Here is a 15,907-nt window from a genome sequence, read left to right on the forward strand (position 1 = left end):
CCCGGGTCGCTAGGGACGTGACCCCGGATGGGGTGAGACGTGACCCCGGGTCGCGGTGGGGGATCAGGGGCGGGGGGTCAGGGGCGGGGGAGCCGGCGGAGGACGCTCGTCAGGAGCAGGTCCTTCGCCGGCCCCTTGACGTCCCACGCGTAGCGAAGCTCGTCCGGGCCGATCGCCTCGTAGCGGACCCGGTAGTCGTCGGGGGAACACCAGTGGGCGCCGTCGTCCGCGGAGCCGGTCAGGTCCACCGCATGGAACGGGCGCCCGTCGGGGAAGAAGACGTCCATGGTCCCCGCGTGGGCGCCCGGGCGCCAGAGGTACTCGCGCTCGGCCGGTCCCTCATGGGCACCCCAGCGGACGGTGCCCCGTTCGCGCTGCCGGAGTCCGCCGTCGTTCGTCGGCTCGAACGCGACCGTGCCGGCGAAGCTGCCCCGTGCGCCCGAGGCCCGGTCCACGAGCTCGCGCTCCACGGCCCAGGACCCGAGGAGGTAGGCGCGCAGATCGGGGACGGGATATGACAAGTGCCCCCGACCGGAATCGAACCGATGGCCTGCCCTTTAGGAGAGGGCCGCTCTATCCTACTGAGCTACGGGGGCCGGCCCGGATCGCGCCGGGCACGCTGACAAGCATACCGGCTGGCGGGGCGCCCGCGCCGCACGCCGCGGTCGTGGCTAGGCTGGGCCCGTGGCAGCGGCAGAGGCATCGACCGACCGGATCCGGCACTACCTGGGCGCGTGGTCGGCGGTGAGCGTCCTGCAGTTCTTCGCCGCGGAGGCGGCCACGATCGCCGGCTGGCGCGGCCCCGCCCCGTACAGCCGGCGGCTGAACTTCATCAGCGACCTCGGGCAGGTCAGCTGCGGCCTCCACGGCACCCGCGAGATCTGTTCGCCGCTGCACGCGCTCATGGACGTCTCCTTCGTCCTCCAGGGCGTGGGGATGGTGATCGCGGCGCTGCTCATCACCTCGGCCGTGCTCCGCGTCGCCGCCCAGGACCGGGCCGTCCTCGCCCAGGCGCGGCTCTCCCGCGCCCTCGTGGCGCGCGCGCCGAGGACGGCGCGCCCATCGCGCGCCGCGGGACGTGCACGCACGACGCCGGCCGCCGCCGCCCGCGGGAGCCTCGCCGCGGCGATCCGGTCGGGCCACCCGGCGGTCGCCGTGCCCTGGGCGGCGACGCTCGCGGTGCGGATCCTCCTCGGGCTCGCCGGCACGGGGGTGGCGGTCGTGGGACTCGTCCCGCAGGACTCCATCGAGGCCGTGCACCTGGTCGCGGCGGGCGCCTACTTCGTGGGCGGCTCGCTCGCGCTGGTGGTGCTCGGCCTGCTGTGGATCGGGCGCTCCGCGGCGGCGTGGCCCGTGCTGCTGTGCGGCGGCGCCTCGTTCGTCGCGACGCTCGTGGGCGGGGCCGTCCGCCTCCACGTCCCCGAGCCGGGGACCCTCGAGCGGTTCATGGGCTACCCCATCACGGTGGGCATCGCCCTGGTGGGCGCGGTCATCGCGTACCGTCTCGGCGTGCCGGCCCGGCAGGCCCGCGCCCTGCGCCGCGTGCGCGCCTGAGCCCGGGCCGCGCCCCCGACGTGCGGGGCGTCAGGCGCCCGAGGCGCGCTCCGGCGTCGTGCGCCTGCGGCGCGCGGCGAGCACCGCGGCCCCGGCACCGAGGAGGATGGCGAAGAGCAGCACCCAGCCCGCCACCACGAGGACCGAGGCGAGCACCGCGGCCCCGGCGTCCGCCCCGGGAGCGAGCGCGCTGTCCACCGCGATGTTGCCCCACAGCCGCACGATCGCGAACACGACCACCACGGCGAACGAGACCCGCCGCAGGACCTTGCCCTTCACCCACGTGCCGAAGACGAGCAGGAACGTGAAGCCGCTGATGAGCGGGAACAGCGTCCCGGCGGTCTTGTGCACGTAGCTGAGCTGGCCCCGGGCGGCGTCGTCCAGCGCTCCCTGCAGCCGGTGCGCGTAGTCCGGGGAGAACCCGCCCACGAGCGAGTCCGGCATGGCGAGGCCCCCCGAGAGCTGGGTCATCTGCGAGAGCGTGAGCAGGTGGTAGTACCAGAACATGAACACGCTGGCCACGAGGGCGGCGATGATGATCAGCCGTGCGTTGCCCTGGGCCTGCTCCGGCGTGCGCCGCGTGGTGGGGTTGGCGGGCAGGCCGGGGCGGGCACTCGGGGCGACGGCGGCGCGCTCGCCGTGCTTGCGGGCCCGCTGGGCAGGGGTCTTGGACATGGGTCCATTATCCGTCCCGCACGGCGGCGCCCCCGACCGCGGCCCCGCCGGGACAGCGGCCGGACGTGGGGCCCGCGGGTAGGCTGGGCGTGTGCCTGAGACCAGCGACATCGCCCGCACCCTGCCCGACCTCGACCCGGACCTGACCGACGCCGCACTGGCCGAGGCGCTCGTGCGCACGGCCGGGACGCTCGCGCTCCAGATGCGGCGCGAGGGCCTCGAGGCCCAGCGGAAGTCCTCCGTCTCCGACATCGTGACCGCCGCGGACAAGGCCGCCGAGGCGTACATCCTCGCCCAGCTGCGCCGCTGCCGCCCCGAGGACGGGGTCTTCGGCGAGGAGGGCACCGACGTGCCGTCCTCCTCGGGCCGGACGTGGGTCGTGGACCCCGTGGACGGGACGTACAACTTCTTCGCCGGATCGAGCTACTGGTGCTCCGCCCTGGCCCTCCGTGGGCCGGCCTCGAGCGCGGACGCCGACCCGGAGGCGCTCCTCGGCGCGATCTTCCAGCCCCAGGAGGACAAGCTCTGGATCGGCGGCGCCGGGGTCCCCGCCACGCTCAACGGCAATCCCCTCGAGGGGCCGGCCGACGCGCGCCTGGGCATGCTCGGGGTCGCGACGTCGATCCAGCCGCGCTGGCTCGAGCAGCCGCTCTCGGCGATGCCATGGCACGCCGCCGCCGTCCAGTCCGCCTCGATCCGCATCCTCGGCTCCGGCTCGTGCGACCTCGCCCGCGTGGCCCAGGGCGAGATCGGGGCGTGGTTCCAGCACTCGTGCCCGCAGTGGGACTGGCTCCCCGGCAAGGCGATCCTCACCGCTGCCGGCGGCACCACGGCGACCGTCGAGGTCAACGGGCTCACCTGGTTCGCGGCCGGAGGCGCGACGGCCGTCCGCGAGATCGTCTCGGCCCTGTCCTCGGCGCGGCTCGGCTGAGGCGCCCCTCCGGGGGACTCCAGACGGGCCGGCGGCGCCCTTGACCCCGCACCGGCCCGGTGCTGTGCTGGACTGAGCCAGAGGCCGGAAACGGTCCTGGGAGCGGGCCGGTCCCGCCAGACGAGGCGCACGGAGGATAACCATGGCCAGCATCGACAACCAGGATCCGGCACGCAGCCTCAGCGAGGAGGAGGACCCCTCGCTGGACTTCTCCGTCGAGCCCGACGAGAAGGTCTGGGACGAGGAGGACGGCCTGATCGACGCCGAGGACGTGGTGGTCGAACCGGGCCCGGCCGACGTCCCGGAGGCGGACCCGGCCGACGTCGCGGAGCAGCACCGCGGCCTGGACGAGTAGGGGCCGGACGCCGGGGCACTCCGTTGCCGCGGCAGGCGCCGCGGCGGAGAATGGTCGTAGGACAGGGGCGGACGTCGTCGAAGGATCCGCCGGAGCTTCGCGCCCGCCGCCGGCCCGCCGGGAAGTAGGTCCTGCCATGTTCGAGTACTTCTCCGAAGCCCACGAGCTCTTCGTGTACCGCCTGGGAATCGCCCGCGGAACAAGCCGCCGCTCGATCGTCACGTTGGGAGTCCTCGAGCAGGAGTCGCAGCGGCGCGAGGTCGCGGCCCTCATGCTCGACCTCAGCGAGGAGGCAAGGCTGCATGCGGCCGTCCTCGAGGACTGCTTCGCCGAGCTCGAGCGCAACGTCGCCGTCCCCCCGGGGCACGCCGCCGACGGGCTCGACAAGGAGGCGCACGCGATCCTGCGCAAGACGGCCGACGGCATCAAGGACCTCGCGGTCCTGCCGCTCGCCCTCGAGGTGCTCTACAGCGCGATCGCCGTGTACGAGCCGCTGACCGTCTACGCACGGGAGTGGATCAGTGCGCACCTCGCCGACCAGCTGGAGAAGTGCCTCATCGAGCAGCTCGCCTCGCGCAACCGCGTCCTCGAGCTCATGCGGGAGGTCTTCGCCAGCGCGGAGACCGTCCAAGCCAAGACGGACTGAGGCAGGAGGGAGGTGCGCACATGAACCACCACGAGCCGGGCCAGCAGGAGCCGGGCGCGCGCGAGAGCAGACCCGAGTCCTTCATGAGGACCATGGGCCGCCTGCGCGGGCTCTACGGGCCGGCCAACCGCCGGATCGCCACCGAGCCCGAGCGCCACGGCCACAATCCCGAGGACCTCAAGGAGGCGCGGGAGCTCGACGGGATCGACATCGAGACCGACAGCGAGGGGCACCGCTACGGCGTACGCCGCCCGAGCGGAGCCTGAGGGGCCAGGGTGTGGCCGGGGCGTCCATCGTCCCGGCCACGCCCGCGCCCTGGGCGGCCCCGAGAAGTGTCAGCCGCGCGGCCTAAAATAGAGGGATCATGGATATGCTCTTCGATCCCTACGCCCATCTGCCCAAGACCGGCCTGCCCGGCGGGGCGGAGGAACCAGACCCCGAGGAGCTTCCGCCCGCCCCAGAGGAGGAGACCGGCGCTCCCGAGGACCTGCCCGAGGACTGGCTGCCAGCCTCCGACCCGGCCGAGGACGCGCGCCGGGCGGCGGAGGCCGAGGCCGCCCACCTGCTCGAGGGGCTCAACCCGCAGCAGCTCGAGGCCGTGACCCACGCCGGCGCCCCCCTGCTCATCGTCGCGGGCGCCGGGTCCGGTAAGACGCGCGTGCTCTCGCACCGGATCGCCTACCTCATCGCGACAGGCCGGGCCCACCACGGCGAGATCCTCGCCATTACCTTCACGAACAAGGCCGCCGCCGAGATGCGCGAGCGCATCGAGGCCCTCGTGGGCGAGCGCGCGCAGCGGATGTGGATCTCCACGTTCCACTCCTCCTGCGTGCGCATCCTCCGCCGCGAGGCGAAGTCCGTGGGGCTGAACTCGAACTTCTCGATCTACGACTCCGCCGATTCGCTCCGGCTTATCACGCTCGTGCACAAGGGCCTCGAGCTGGACCCCAAGAAGGTGGCCCCCAAGGCGGTCCAGCACAAGATCTCCGCGCTCAAGAACGAGCTCATCGATGCGGACGACTTCGCCGGCCGCGCGAACATGAACGATCCGTTCGAGGCCGGCGTGGCCGAGGTCTACAAGGGCTACACCCAGCGCCTGCGCCAGGCGAACGCCATGGACTTCGACGACCTGATCGCGGAGACCGTGTACATGTTCCGGGCCTTCCCGGCGCTCGCCGAGACCTACCGCCGCCGGTTCCGGCACGTCCTCGTCGACGAGTACCAGGACACCAACCACGCCCAGTACGCCCTCGTGCGGGAGATTGTGGGCGAAGGGCCGGAGGCGTCCGAGCTCACCGTGGTGGGCGACTCCGACCAGTCCATCTACGCCTTCCGCGGCGCGGACATCCGCAACATCGTGGAGTTCGAGAAGGACTACCCCGAGGCCCGCACCATCAAGCTCGAGCAGAACTACCGCTCCACCCAGACGATCCTCTCCGCCGCGAACGCCGTGATCTCGCGCAACCCGAACCGGCCGCAGAAGCGCCTGTGGACCTCGGAGGGGGACGGCGAGAAGATCATCGGCTACGCGGCCGAGAACGAGCACGAGGAAGCGCGCTTCATCGCCAAGGAGATCGACCGGCTCACCGACACCGGCGAGTTCCGCCCCGGCGACGTCGCGGTGTTCTACCGCACCAACGCCCAGTCCCGCAGCCTCGAGGAGATCCTCATGCGTGTGGGCCTGCCCTACAAGGTGGTCGGCGGCACCCGCTTCTACGAGCGCAAGGAGATCAAGGACGCGCTCGCCTACCTGCGCGTGCTGGTCAACCCGGACGACGACGTCAACCTCCGCCGCGTCCTCAACGAGCCGAAGCGGGGCATCGGCGAGCGGGCCGAGGGCACCATCGCCGCCTTCGCCGAGCGGGAGCGCCTCTCCTTTATGGCCGCCGCCCGCCGCGCCGAGGAGGTCCCGGGCATGGCCACCCGCTCGCTCAACGCAGTGAAGGGATTCGTCAAGCTCCTCGACGACCTCGCCGCGGTGGCGGAGGGGTCGGGAGCGGCCGAGGCCCTCGAGGCCGTCCTCGAGCAGACCGGCTATCTAGCGGGCCTGCGCAGCTCGACGGACCCCCAGGACGAGTCGCGCGTCGAGAACCTGGCCGAGCTCGTCGCCGTCGTGCGCGAATACGAGCGCGACAATCCCGAGGGGAGCCTCGAGGAGTTCCTCGAGCAGGTCTCGCTCGTCGCGGACGCGGACCAGATCCCGGACACGCCGGACGGCGCCTCCCAGGCCGAGGTCGACGCGGCGGTCGCGGAGGCGCGGCGGCAGGGCGTCGTGACGCTCATGACCCTACACACGGCCAAGGGCCTCGAGTTCCCGGTCGTGTTCCTGACCGGCATGGAGCACGGGGTCTTCCCGCACCGCCGGTCCGCGACGGACCCCGAGGAGCTCGCCGAAGAGCGCCGGCTCGCCTACGTGGGCCTCACACGCGCCCGGAAGCGGCTCTACCTCACCCGCTCCGAGGTGCGCAGCCTCTGGGGCCAGAGCGAGTACTACCCGGCCAGCCAGTTCCTGGGCGAGGTCCCGGCCGAGCTGATCGACTGGAAGCGCGAGGGGTCCAAGCGGCCGCCCGCCGTGGGCAGCGCCGCCGACCGGTACGACCGGCTCGGCGGCCGGTACGGCGGCTCCTCCTGGGGCGCCGGGACGAGCCGGAACGCGAACTTCTCCTCGATCTCCCCGGCGTGGGCGCCCTCCGCGGCCACGACCAAGGGGCGGGTACAGCCGCAGAAGGAGGTCATCGCGGTCTCGGTGGGGGACAAGGTCAACCACACGGCGTTCGGCAACGGCACGGTGATCGGCGTCGAGGGCGCCGGCGACAAGACCGTCGCGAAGGTGAGCTTCGACGTCGGCGAGAAGCGCCTCCTGCTGCGCTATGCACCCCTGACCAAGGTGAGCTGAGCGCCGCCGCCCATTGAGCCTGGGCCCCGGCGGTCCTACCCTGTCGTCGAACGGTGTGGGGGACCGCCGGGGTAGCCGTGGGCAAGGAGGCGGAACGGTGGCCGAGTCGATTCCCGCGGGGTACAGCCCCCGCCTCTACAACGAGGACCTCGCGCCTGCCGAGCACAGGAGGTGGGGCTTCTACTCCCTGTTCGCGATGTGGATGTCGGACATCCATTCGCTCGGCGGGTACACGTTCGCCGCCGGGCTCTTCGCGATCGGCCTCGGCGCGTGGCAGGTCTTCCTCGCGCTCGTGGTGGGGATCGTCATCGTCTTCCTCCTCATGAACCTCTCCGGGTACGCGGGCCAGAAGACGGGCGTGCCCTACCCGGTGCTGGCCAGGATCTCCTTCGGCACGATCGGGGCCAACCTCCCCGCCCTCATCCGGGCCCTCGTCGCGATCGCGTGGTACGGCATCCAGACCTGGCTCGCGTCCCGGGCGGTGATCATCATCGCGCTGAAGATCTGGCCCGGCGCCCAGGGGCTGACCGAGAACAACTTCCTCGGCGAGTCCACCCTCGGCTGGCTCGGCTTCCTCCTCATGTGGGCACTGCAGCTCGTCCTCCTGCGCAACGGCATGGACACCATCCGCCGCTTCCAGGACTGGGCCGGCCCGGCCGTGTGGGTGGTCATGGGACTCCTCGTGGTCTACATCCTGCTCAAGGCCGGCTGGAAGGTCTCCTTCGAGCTGCAGGGCGGCACGGCCACGTGGGGAGTGGGGCACGCGTTCGCCGCGGCCATCGCGCTCACCGTCACCTACTTCTCCACGCTGCTGCTCAACTTCTGTGACTTCTCCCGCTTCGCACCGGACCGCCGGTCGGTGTGGTCCGCGAACCTGTGGGGCCTGCCCGTGAACTTCATCGCCTTCTCGGTCGTGTCCGTGGTGGTCACGGCCGGCACCTACCAGGTGTACGGGAAGCACATCTACGATCCGGTCGAGATCGTGGGCCGCATCGACAGCGTGTGGGCGCTCCTGCTCGGCGCCGTCACGTTCGCGGTCGCGACCCTGGGCATCAACGTCGTCGCGAACTTCGTCTCGCCCGCCTACGACCTGGCCAACGTCTGGCCGGAGAAGATCACGTTCAAGCGCGGAGGCCTGATCGCGGCGCTCATCGCCCTCGTGATCACCCCGTGGAACCTGTTCAACAGTCCGCTGGTCGTGAACCTCTTCCTGGGCGGCCTCGGCGCCCTGCTGGGTCCCCTCTTCGGAATCATCATGGTGGACTACTACGTGCTCAGGAGGCAGCATGTGGCGGTCGGCGACCTCTTCCGGGAGCGCGGCTACTACACCTACCGCAACGGCTGGAACCTGAAGGCCGTGGGCTCGTTCGCCGTCTCGGCGGTGCCCGCCGTCATCGTCGCGCTCGTCCCCGCCTTCGATTACCTCGCGCCCTTCTCGTGGTTCATCGGCGCCGCGATCGCCGCCGTCGTGCACTGGGCGATCTCCCGTCACGACACCTCCATCGCGGAGTCCGTCGCCGCGGCCGCAGCGGCCGAACCGGCGGCAGGAAGGCCGCCGGAAGCGCTGATCTGACCGGGAACGCGGCCCCCGACGCCTAGCGCACGGCGGGCTATTTCTACGAATTGTAGAGCTGTGCGGTTGGTCACGAACTGAGCCCCTGGGGAGCCCGCGCCGCCGCGAGGGATTAGAGTTTCCCCTTGGAGCATCAGGCCCGCCGAGGGGAGCTCCCCACGGCACACTCGTGCGTGCTCCGAGTCAGAACTACTTTCGACGTAGAGGACCTGAACCGTGGACCTGTTTGAATATCAGGCGCGCGATCTGTTCGAGGCGCACGGGGTTCCCGTGCTCGCCGGCATCGTTGCGCACACCCCCGAGGAAGCCAAGGCCGCGGCCGAGAAGATTGGCGGGGTCACCGTCGTCAAGGCTCAGGTGAAGGTCGGCGGCCGCGGCAAGGCGGGCGGCGTCAAGGTCGCCAAGACCGCGGACGAGGCGTTCGAGCACGCCACGAACATCCTCGGCATGGACATCAAGGGCCACACCGTCAAGCGGGTCATGATCGCCGCGGGTGCGGACATCGCCGAGGAGTTCTACTTCTCGGTCCTGCTCGACCGCGCCAACCGCAACTACCTGGCCATGTGCTCGGTCGAGGGCGGCATGGAGATCGAGCAGCTCGCCGTCGAGCGCCCCGAGGCCCTCGCCAAGGTTCCGGTCGACCCGGCCGTGGGCATCGACGCCGCCAAGGCCGCCGAGATCGTCGAGGCCGCCGGCTTCGCCCCCGAGCTGCGCGAGAAGGTCGCGGGCGTCATCGTCAAGCTGTGGGACGTCTTCAAGGGCGAGGACGCCACGCTGGTCGAGGTCAACCCGCTCGTCCGCACGGGCGCCGGCGACATCATCGCGCTGGACGGCAAGGTCTCCCTCGACGAGAACGCGGGCTTCCGCCACGCCGAGCACGACGAGCTCGTCGACAAGGACTCCGAGGACCCGCTCGAGGCCAAGGCCAAGGCCCTCGACCTCAACTACGTGAAGCTGGACGGCGAGGTCGGCATCATCGGCAACGGCGCCGGCCTCGTGATGTCCACCCTCGATGTGGTGGCCTACGCCGGCGAGAAGCACGGCAACGTCAAGCCTGCCAACTTCCTCGACATCGGCGGCGGCGCCTCGGCCGAGGTCATGGCGAACGGCCTCGGCATCATCCTGGGCGACGAGCAGGTCAAGAGCGTCTTCGTCAACGTCTTCGGCGGCATCACCGCCTGCGACGCTGTCGCCAACGGCATCGTGGGCGCCCTCAACAAGCTCGGTGACTCCGCGAACAAGCCGCTCGTGGTGCGCCTCGACGGCAACAACGTCGACGAGGGCCGCCGCATCCTCCACGAGGCCAACCACCCGCTGGTCACCCTCGCCGAGAACATGGACCAGGGCGCCGACAAGGCCGCTGAGCTGGCGAACGCTGCGAAGTAAGGACGAGAGAAAATGTCGATCTTCCTCAATAAGGACAACAAGGTCATCGTCCAGGGCATCACCGGCGGCGAGGGCTCCAAGCACACCGCCCGCATGCTCGCGGCCGGCACCAACATCGTCGGCGGCGTGAACGCCCGCAAGGCCGGCACCACCGTCAGCCACACGGACCAGCACGGCAACGCGGTCGAGCTCCCCGTCTTCGCCTCCGTCAAGGAGGCCATGGCGGAGACCGGCGCGGATACCTCCATCGTGTTCGTCCCGCCGGCCTTCACCAAGGACGCCGTGGTCGAGGCGATCGAGGCCGAGATCGGCCTCGTCGTGGTCATCACCGAGGGCGTTCCGGTGCAGGACTCGGCCGAGTTCTGGGCCCTCGCCCAGTCCAAGAAGGACGCCGAGGGCAACCAGGTCACGCGCATCATCGGCCCGAACTGCCCCGGCATCATCACCCCGGGCGAGGCCCTCGTGGGCATCACCCCGGCCAACATCACCGGCAAGGGCGGCGTGGGCCTCGTGTCCAAGTCCGGCACCCTGACCTACCAGATGATGTACGAGCTCCGTGACCTCGGCTTCTCCACGGCCATCGGCATCGGCGGTGACCCGGTCATCGGCACCACCCACATCGACGCTCTCGCCGCGTTCGAGAAGGACCCGGAGACCAGGGCGATCGTCATGATCGGCGAGATCGGGGGCGACGCCGAGGAGCGCGCGGCCGAGTTCATCAAGAACAACGTCACCAAGCCGGTCGTCGGCTACGTGGCCGGCTTCACCGCCCCCGAGGGCAAGACCATGGGCCACGCAGGCGCCATCGTCTCCGGCTCCTCCGGCACCGCGCAGGCGAAGAAGGAGGCCCTCGAGGCCGCCGGCGTCAAGGTCGGCAAGACGCCGTCCGAGACGGCCCACCTCCTCCGCTCGGTCTACCCGGTGCACCCGGCGGAGTCGAACCTCTGAGGTCCTGACCCACGCACGACGGCGGCCGGTCGCCTTCCCCACGGAAGGTGACCGGCCGCCGTCGTGCTCGCCCCGGAACCGGCGCCGAGTCCGATCATCATTCGCCCCTCTGTTGGCGCATCTGCCGGCGTGTCGGGGACTACGCGCCGCGAGTCGCCGCGAAAGCAGGTCGGACTCCGCGCCGCCCGGGGCCCGCGCCCCCACCACCCGTCTGAAGGTCACCTCCTGGAGGTCACCTCCTGAAAGTCATCTCCTGAAGGTCAATGTCCTGACCATGACTTCCAGGAGGTGACTTCAGACGCGCTGGCGCGAGCGGGCGCAGATCTGCTCTGCGACCACCTTGGCGTCCCGTCCCACGCCGCCCACCAGATGGGAGCTGAACGCCCTCTGGAAGAAGAGGCCCACGAAGTACAGGCCTGGGACGCCCTCGGCCGCGCCGTCGTGCTCGAGGGGGAAGCCGTCGGCGTCGAGGCGGACGGCCGGAACGAACGAGTAGTCCCGCCGGTAGCCCGTGCACCACAGGACGTTTGCGACGTCGAGGACGGTGCCGTCGTCGAGCTGCGGCTTCCCGTCGACCGCGGCGACGGTGCGTGCCTGGGTGCGGTGGACCCCGGCGGCGTCGAGGTGCGCGCGCCGGGTGCGGACGAGGGGCGCTCGACCGGCGGCCCTCATCGCGGCGCGGGCCCTCCGCCCCAGCGGGTTCCTGAGGGTCAGGACGTGGTTGGCCGCAAACCAGAACAGCGGTGCGCGGACGCGCTCGTTGCCGGGGATCTCGCCCGGGTGGTGGCCGGAGAGCCACGTCTCGTGGCCGGCGCCGACGGCTTCCATGGCCAGGTCCGCGCCGGAGGTGCCGGCCCCGACCACGAGGACCGGGCCGGGAAGGAGCTGGGCCGGATTCCGGTACTGGCTCGAGTGCAGCTGCCGGATGCCCGGATCGAGGGCGGCCGAGACCTGCGGCACCTTCGGCACGGCGTCGGAGCCGGTGGCAACGACCACGTTCTCGGCCGCGATCTGGCCCCTGCTCGTGGTGAGGCGGAAGCCGCCGCCGGCGAGGGGCTCCACGGAGAGCAGGCGGACGCCGGTGCGGACCGGCACGCTGAGCGATGCGGCGTACTGTTCGAGATAGTCGCCGAGTTCGCGGCCGGTGGGGAAGGCGGACTGGGGTCCGGGGAAGGGCAGGCCGGGCAGGCTGTCCACCCGCGCCGGGGTGAACAGGCGCAGCGAGTTGTACCGCCCGCGCCACTGCTCGCCGATCCGCTCCCGGTCTTCGAGCACGAGGCAGTCTCTGCCGGCCTTGGCGAGCCAGTGGGCTGTCGCGAGCCCTGCCTGGCCGCCGCCGACGACGACCGTCTCGACGCGCTGCCCCGCGGCGCGACCTGGCTCGGCGGGAAGGTGTGTCTGGGGCTGGGTGCTGGTCATGCCTCGACCGTACGGCGGGGCGCACCGCGGCCGCGTCGGGCGGATGGTGCATCCTCGGTGCGGACTGGATGAGTAATTCTGTGCAGAGAGGTGACCCCGGGTCGCGCGAGAGGTGACCTCGGGCCGGGTGGGAGGTGACCCCGGGTCGCGGGAGAGGTGACCCCGGGTCGGGTGGGAGGTGACCTCGGGTCGCGGGAGAGGTGACCTCGGGTCGGGTGGAAGGTGACCTCGGGTCGCTGGGGCGGCGGTCAGAGGAGGCCGTGGTCGTAGGCGTAGGCGGTCGCCGCGGCCCGCGAGGCGATGCCGAGCTTGGCGTAGACGTTCGCGAGGTGCCGCGCCACGGTCTTCTCGCTCAGCACGAGCTCCTTCGCGATGCCCCGGTTGGTGAGGCCCGCCGCCACGAGCCGCACCACCTGCACCTCCCGCTCGGTGAGCGGGCCCGCGGACGACGCCGCCCTGCCGCCTGCCGCTACGGCGCCCCCGCCGGCGGTGCGCGCCGGCAGGGCCGCCAGGTCCGGCGCCGCGCCGAGCGCTCCGAAGGCTGCCCGTGCCGCGTCGGTCTCGAGGGCGGCGGCCTCGTTGTCGCCCAGGGCTGCGTAGCAGCGGCCGAGGACCGCCCGGGTGCGGGCCTCGAGGTAGGGCAGGCCCAGCCGGTGCCAGGCGAGGGAGGCCTCCCGGAGGGTCTGAACGGCCTGGGCGGCCTCGCCGGCCGCGCACCGGGCCGTGCCCTGCGCGGTGAGCGCGCGGGCCGTGAGGACGCCGCCGACGCCCGGGCGGCCGCCCTCCGCCTTCTCGGCCAGGCGCGAGAGCTCCTCCGCGCCGGCACAGGCCGCCTCCGAATCCCCGGCGGCCGCCATGACCTCGACGTACGCCGGCAGGAAGTCCTCCCGCTCGGAGCGTCGGGTGAGCTCCGCGGCGAGGCGCCGGGCCGACGTGGACGCCACGTCCACACGGCCCTGCGCGAGCCGGAGCAGCATGAGGCCCGGTTCGGGACGGCGCCCGGCCGAATTGGCGCGGCGGTAGGCGTCCTCGGCCTCGGCGAACCGCCCGGTGAGCCGGTGGAGCTCGCCGAGCTGGTAGCTGGCCAGGCCCGCGTCGGCGGGGAGGAGCCGCTCGGCCGCGCGGGCGGCCTCCTCGAGCGCGCCCGGCCAGTCGCCGTCGAGCATCTTGACCTCGGCGCGGTGCACCAGGCACTGTCCCCGGAAGGGCACGAGCTCCTGGTTCCGCGCGCACCAGTCGGTGGCCGCGGAGGTCCATTCGCGGGCCCGGGAGAGGTCCTTGGCCCGCAGCGACGCCGAGATCACCGAGCAGTACGCGACCCCGTTCACGATCGGCGTGCTGACCTCTCCGGCCGTCACCGTGGCCATGGCCTCGTCGAGCTCCGCCAGCCCCTCGGCGTCGCTCCCGAGGCGCAGGAGCGCCCAGCCGGTGCTGAGGCGGGAGAAGACCTCCGTGTCCGTGTCGCGCGCGGCGTGCGCGATCAGGGCCGCCTCGCGGGAGAGCCCGAGCGCGCGGCGCGTCTCGGCCGGGTCCGGGGATGCGAGGGCCCGGTGCCCCATGCCGGAGAGGAGGAGCGCCCGCTCTGCCGAGAGCCCGGCCTCCTCGACGATGGCCGCGAGCCGGCGCCCCCAGGCCTCGGCGCGGCCGCGGTCGCCCCGGGCGTCGTGCGCGAAGCCGAGCCAGAAGGCGGAGCGGGCGGCAGCGGCGTCGTCGTGCGCGCCGAGGAAGTCCCGGAAGGCGCGGCCGAACAGGGCGATGCTGCGGTCTTCGAGGCCCAAGAGGTAGGCGCTGAATGCGGTGAGCATGAGGTCCGCCCCGGGCAGCGGCTCGGCCGAGTCAGCCCGTTCGAAGGCCTCGAGCGCGCTGCTCCACGCTCCGGCCTCGTAGAGCCGGCGTCCGTCGAGAGGCTGCGAGGGGCCGGGGAGCTGGGCCGTGGAGCCGTGGACCGCCACGCTTCGAGGATAGACCGGAGTAGGTTGTACCTGAATGCCATCCACGCAACGTCAGGAGCTCCCATGCGCGCGACCATGATCCACGGAACCCGAGACATCCGCGTCGAGGACCGGCCGGAGCCCGAGATCCGCCTCGCCGGCGACGCCGTGGTCCGTGTGACGGCGGCCTGCGTGTGCGGCTCGGACCTGTGGCCCTACCGTGGGGTGCGCGCCACGGAGGAACCGCACCCGATCGGGCACGAGTTCGTCGGGGTGGTCGAAGCCGTCGGCGACGACGTGACCGCGGTCAAGGTCGGCGACTTCGTCGTGGCCCCCTGGGCGATCTCGTGCGGCGAGTGCCCGCCGTGCCGCCACGGCGTGCAGGTCGCGTGCGAGCACCGCGCGGCGTGGGGCGGCAGCGACGAGCAGGGCCTGCCCGTGGACGGCGGCCAGGGCGAGCGGGTCCGCGTGCCGCTCGCCAACGGCACGCTCGTCCCCGTGGCGGGGGTCACCGACCCGGACGAGGCCCTCACCAAGAGCCTGCTCACGCTCTCCGACGTCATGGGCACGGGCCACCACGCCGCGGTCGCCGCGCAGGTGGGGCCCGGCCGCAGCGTCGTGATCGTGGGCGACGGCGCCGTGGGCCTGTGCGCGGTCCTCGCGGCCAAGCGCCTTGGCGCCGAGCGGATCATCGCCATGTCCCGGCATGAGGACCGCGCTGCCATCGCGCGCCAGTTCGGCGCGACCGACGTGGTGGCCGAACGCGGCCAGGAGGCGGCGGAGAAGGTCCGCTCGATCCTGGGAGGCCTCCTGGCCGACTCTGTGCTCGAGTGCGTCGGCACGAAGGAGTCCATGGAGCAGGCCTTCGCCTGCACGCGGCCCGGAGGCAGCCTCGGGTTCGTGGGCGTCCCGGCCGGGGGAGCGGAGCTGCCGATCGGCACCATGTTCTCCAAGAACATCTCGGTGGGCGGCGGCGCGGCGTCCACCCGCGAGTACCTTCCCGAGCTGCTGGCGGACGTCCTCTCAGGCGCGATCAATCCCGGCCTCGTCTTCGACTCGGTCATGCCGCTCGAGGACGCCGCCGAGGCGTACCGTGCGATGGACGAGCGCCGCGCGACCAAGGTCATGCTCGTCCCCGCCGGCGCACAGCGGTGAGCGAAGGCTTCGAGGCGGCCCTCGCGGCGGCCCGTGAGGGCCTCGCCCAGGGCGGCATCCCCATCGGTGCCGCCCTGGTCCGCGGGGGCGAGGTGATCGCCGTCGGCCACAACGAGCGCGTCCAGAGCGGCGATCCGATCGCCCACGGCGAGATGGCCGCGCTGCGGGCTGCGGGTCGGCAGCGCACCTACCGGGACACCGTGCTCTACACGACGCTGGCCCCCTGCGCGATGTGCACCGGGACGGTCATCCAGTTCAAGATCCCCAGGGTCGTGGTCGGGGAGGCGCGGACGTTCGGCGGCGAGCTCGAACTGCTGCGCTCGCGCGGGGTCGAGGTCGAGGTGCTCGACGATGAGCGGTGCGCCGAGATGATGGCGGACTTCCAGCGCGAGCACCCCGAACTCTGGGCGGAGGACATCGCCGAGTAGGGGAGGCAGG

Annotated in this window: 15 protein-coding genes and 1 tRNA gene; 11 read left to right on the forward strand and 5 right to left on the reverse strand. The window is 72.1% G+C overall.

Going from position 1 to position 15,907, the window contains the following annotated elements:
- Nucleotides 1–77: 77 nt before the first annotated feature.
- Nucleotides 78–521, reverse strand: coding sequence for a DUF6314 family protein (locus tag SA2016_RS05430; protein ID WP_066496268.1), 444 nt, complete (start codon nucleotides 519–521; stop codon nucleotides 78–80).
- Nucleotide 522: 1 nt separating this feature from the next.
- A tRNA-Arg gene (locus SA2016_RS05435) sits at nucleotides 523–596 on the reverse strand.
- Between the two features lie 88 nt (nucleotides 597–684).
- Between SA2016_RS05435 and SA2016_RS05440 the strand changes: the two genes are divergently transcribed.
- On the forward strand, nucleotides 685–1,554 hold the full coding sequence (locus SA2016_RS05440) for a hypothetical protein (RefSeq protein ID WP_066496271.1): 870 nt from the start codon (nucleotides 685–687) through the stop codon (nucleotides 1,552–1,554).
- 30 nt (nucleotides 1,555–1,584) lie between these two features.
- On the opposite strand, the gene SA2016_RS05445 is transcribed toward SA2016_RS05440, so the two are convergent.
- Entirely contained in the window at nucleotides 1,585–2,229 is a 645-nt protein-coding gene (locus tag SA2016_RS05445; RefSeq protein ID WP_066496274.1) for a hypothetical protein, read from the reverse strand.
- A gap of 91 nt (nucleotides 2,230–2,320) precedes the next feature.
- On the opposite strand from SA2016_RS05445, the gene SA2016_RS05450 reads away from it, so the two are divergent.
- From SA2016_RS05450 to sucD, 8 genes are all read left to right on the forward strand, one after another.
- Nucleotides 2,321–3,160 carry an inositol monophosphatase family protein gene (locus SA2016_RS05450; RefSeq protein ID WP_229710880.1) on the forward strand — a complete coding sequence of 280 codons (840 nt, stop codon included), beginning with the start codon at nucleotides 2,321–2,323 and terminating at the stop codon, nucleotides 3,158–3,160.
- A 142-nt stretch (nucleotides 3,161–3,302) separates the two neighbouring features.
- Entirely contained in the window at nucleotides 3,303–3,515 is a 213-nt protein-coding gene (locus tag SA2016_RS05455) for a hypothetical protein (RefSeq protein WP_066496277.1), read from the forward strand.
- A gap of 136 nt (nucleotides 3,516–3,651) precedes the next feature.
- A complete protein-coding gene (locus SA2016_RS05460) occupies nucleotides 3,652–4,161 on the forward strand; it encodes a DUF892 family protein (RefSeq protein WP_066496285.1) in 510 nt (169 codons plus the stop codon).
- Between the two features lie 20 nt (nucleotides 4,162–4,181).
- The gene (locus tag SA2016_RS05465; RefSeq protein WP_066496287.1) at nucleotides 4,182–4,427 is read left to right on the forward strand and encodes a hypothetical protein; all 246 of its coding nucleotides are present in this window, start codon (nucleotides 4,182–4,184) and stop codon (nucleotides 4,425–4,427) included.
- Between the two features lie 104 nt (nucleotides 4,428–4,531).
- Nucleotides 4,532–7,057, forward strand: coding sequence for a DNA helicase PcrA (gene pcrA, locus SA2016_RS05470; RefSeq protein ID WP_141305658.1), 2,526 nt, complete (start codon nucleotides 4,532–4,534; stop codon nucleotides 7,055–7,057).
- A 97-nt stretch (nucleotides 7,058–7,154) separates the two neighbouring features.
- Nucleotides 7,155–8,630 carry an NCS1 family nucleobase:cation symporter-1 gene (locus SA2016_RS05475; RefSeq protein WP_066496291.1) on the forward strand — a complete coding sequence of 492 codons (1,476 nt, stop codon included), beginning with the start codon at nucleotides 7,155–7,157 and terminating at the stop codon, nucleotides 8,628–8,630.
- Between the two features lie 216 nt (nucleotides 8,631–8,846).
- The gene (gene sucC / locus SA2016_RS05480; RefSeq protein WP_066496299.1) at nucleotides 8,847–10,016 is read left to right on the forward strand and encodes an ADP-forming succinate--CoA ligase subunit beta; all 1,170 of its coding nucleotides are present in this window, start codon (nucleotides 8,847–8,849) and stop codon (nucleotides 10,014–10,016) included.
- Between the two features lie 12 nt (nucleotides 10,017–10,028).
- A complete protein-coding gene (gene sucD / locus SA2016_RS05485; RefSeq protein ID WP_066496303.1) occupies nucleotides 10,029–10,964 on the forward strand; it encodes a succinate--CoA ligase subunit alpha in 936 nt (311 codons plus the stop codon).
- A 294-nt stretch (nucleotides 10,965–11,258) separates the two neighbouring features.
- On the opposite strand, the gene SA2016_RS05490 is transcribed toward sucD, so the two are convergent.
- Nucleotides 11,259–12,383 (reverse strand): flavin-containing monooxygenase, encoded by a 1,125-nt coding sequence (locus SA2016_RS05490; protein ID WP_066496306.1) that lies wholly within the window; start codon nucleotides 12,381–12,383, stop codon nucleotides 11,259–11,261.
- Between the two features lie 248 nt (nucleotides 12,384–12,631).
- Complete coding sequence (locus tag SA2016_RS05495; RefSeq protein ID WP_066496309.1) at nucleotides 12,632–14,335, reverse strand: helix-turn-helix transcriptional regulator; 1,704 nt, start codon at nucleotides 14,333–14,335, stop codon at nucleotides 12,632–12,634.
- A gap of 63 nt (nucleotides 14,336–14,398) precedes the next feature.
- Between SA2016_RS05495 and SA2016_RS05500 the strand changes: the two genes are divergently transcribed.
- Nucleotides 14,399–15,469 (forward strand): zinc-dependent alcohol dehydrogenase family protein, encoded by a 1,071-nt coding sequence (locus tag SA2016_RS05500; RefSeq protein ID WP_066496316.1) that lies wholly within the window; start codon nucleotides 14,399–14,401, stop codon nucleotides 15,467–15,469.
- The gene (locus SA2016_RS05505) at nucleotides 15,466–15,897 is read left to right on the forward strand and encodes a nucleoside deaminase (protein ID WP_066496319.1); all 432 of its coding nucleotides are present in this window, start codon (nucleotides 15,466–15,468) and stop codon (nucleotides 15,895–15,897) included. Before SA2016_RS05500 ends, SA2016_RS05505 begins: the two co-directional genes overlap by 4 nt.
- Nucleotides 15,898–15,907 lie beyond the last annotated feature (10 nt).

The organism is Sinomonas atrocyanea (assembly GCF_001577305.1).
Classification (GTDB): domain Bacteria; phylum Actinomycetota; class Actinomycetes; order Actinomycetales; family Micrococcaceae; genus Sinomonas; species Sinomonas atrocyanea.

Coding starts and splice junctions, on each gene's coding strand:
- SA2016_RS05490 (WP_066496306.1), bottom strand. CDS start 12,383: ATGACCAGCACCCAGCCCCAGACACACCTTCCCGCCGAGCCAGGTCGC.
- SA2016_RS05500 (WP_066496316.1), top strand. CDS start 14,399: ATGCGCGCGACCATGATCCACGGAACCCGAGACATCCGCGTCGAGGAC.
- pcrA (WP_141305658.1), top strand. CDS start 4,532: ATGCTCTTCGATCCCTACGCCCATCTGCCCAAGACCGGCCTGCCCGGC.
- SA2016_RS05465 (WP_066496287.1), top strand. CDS start 4,182: ATGAACCACCACGAGCCGGGCCAGCAGGAGCCGGGCGCGCGCGAGAGC.
- sucD (WP_066496303.1), top strand. CDS start 10,029: ATGTCGATCTTCCTCAATAAGGACAACAAGGTCATCGTCCAGGGCATC.
- SA2016_RS05445 (WP_066496274.1), bottom strand. CDS start 2,229: ATGTCCAAGACCCCTGCCCAGCGGGCCCGCAAGCACGGCGAGCGCGCC.
- SA2016_RS05460 (WP_066496285.1), top strand. CDS start 3,652: ATGTTCGAGTACTTCTCCGAAGCCCACGAGCTCTTCGTGTACCGCCTG.
- SA2016_RS05455 (WP_066496277.1), top strand. CDS start 3,303: ATGGCCAGCATCGACAACCAGGATCCGGCACGCAGCCTCAGCGAGGAG.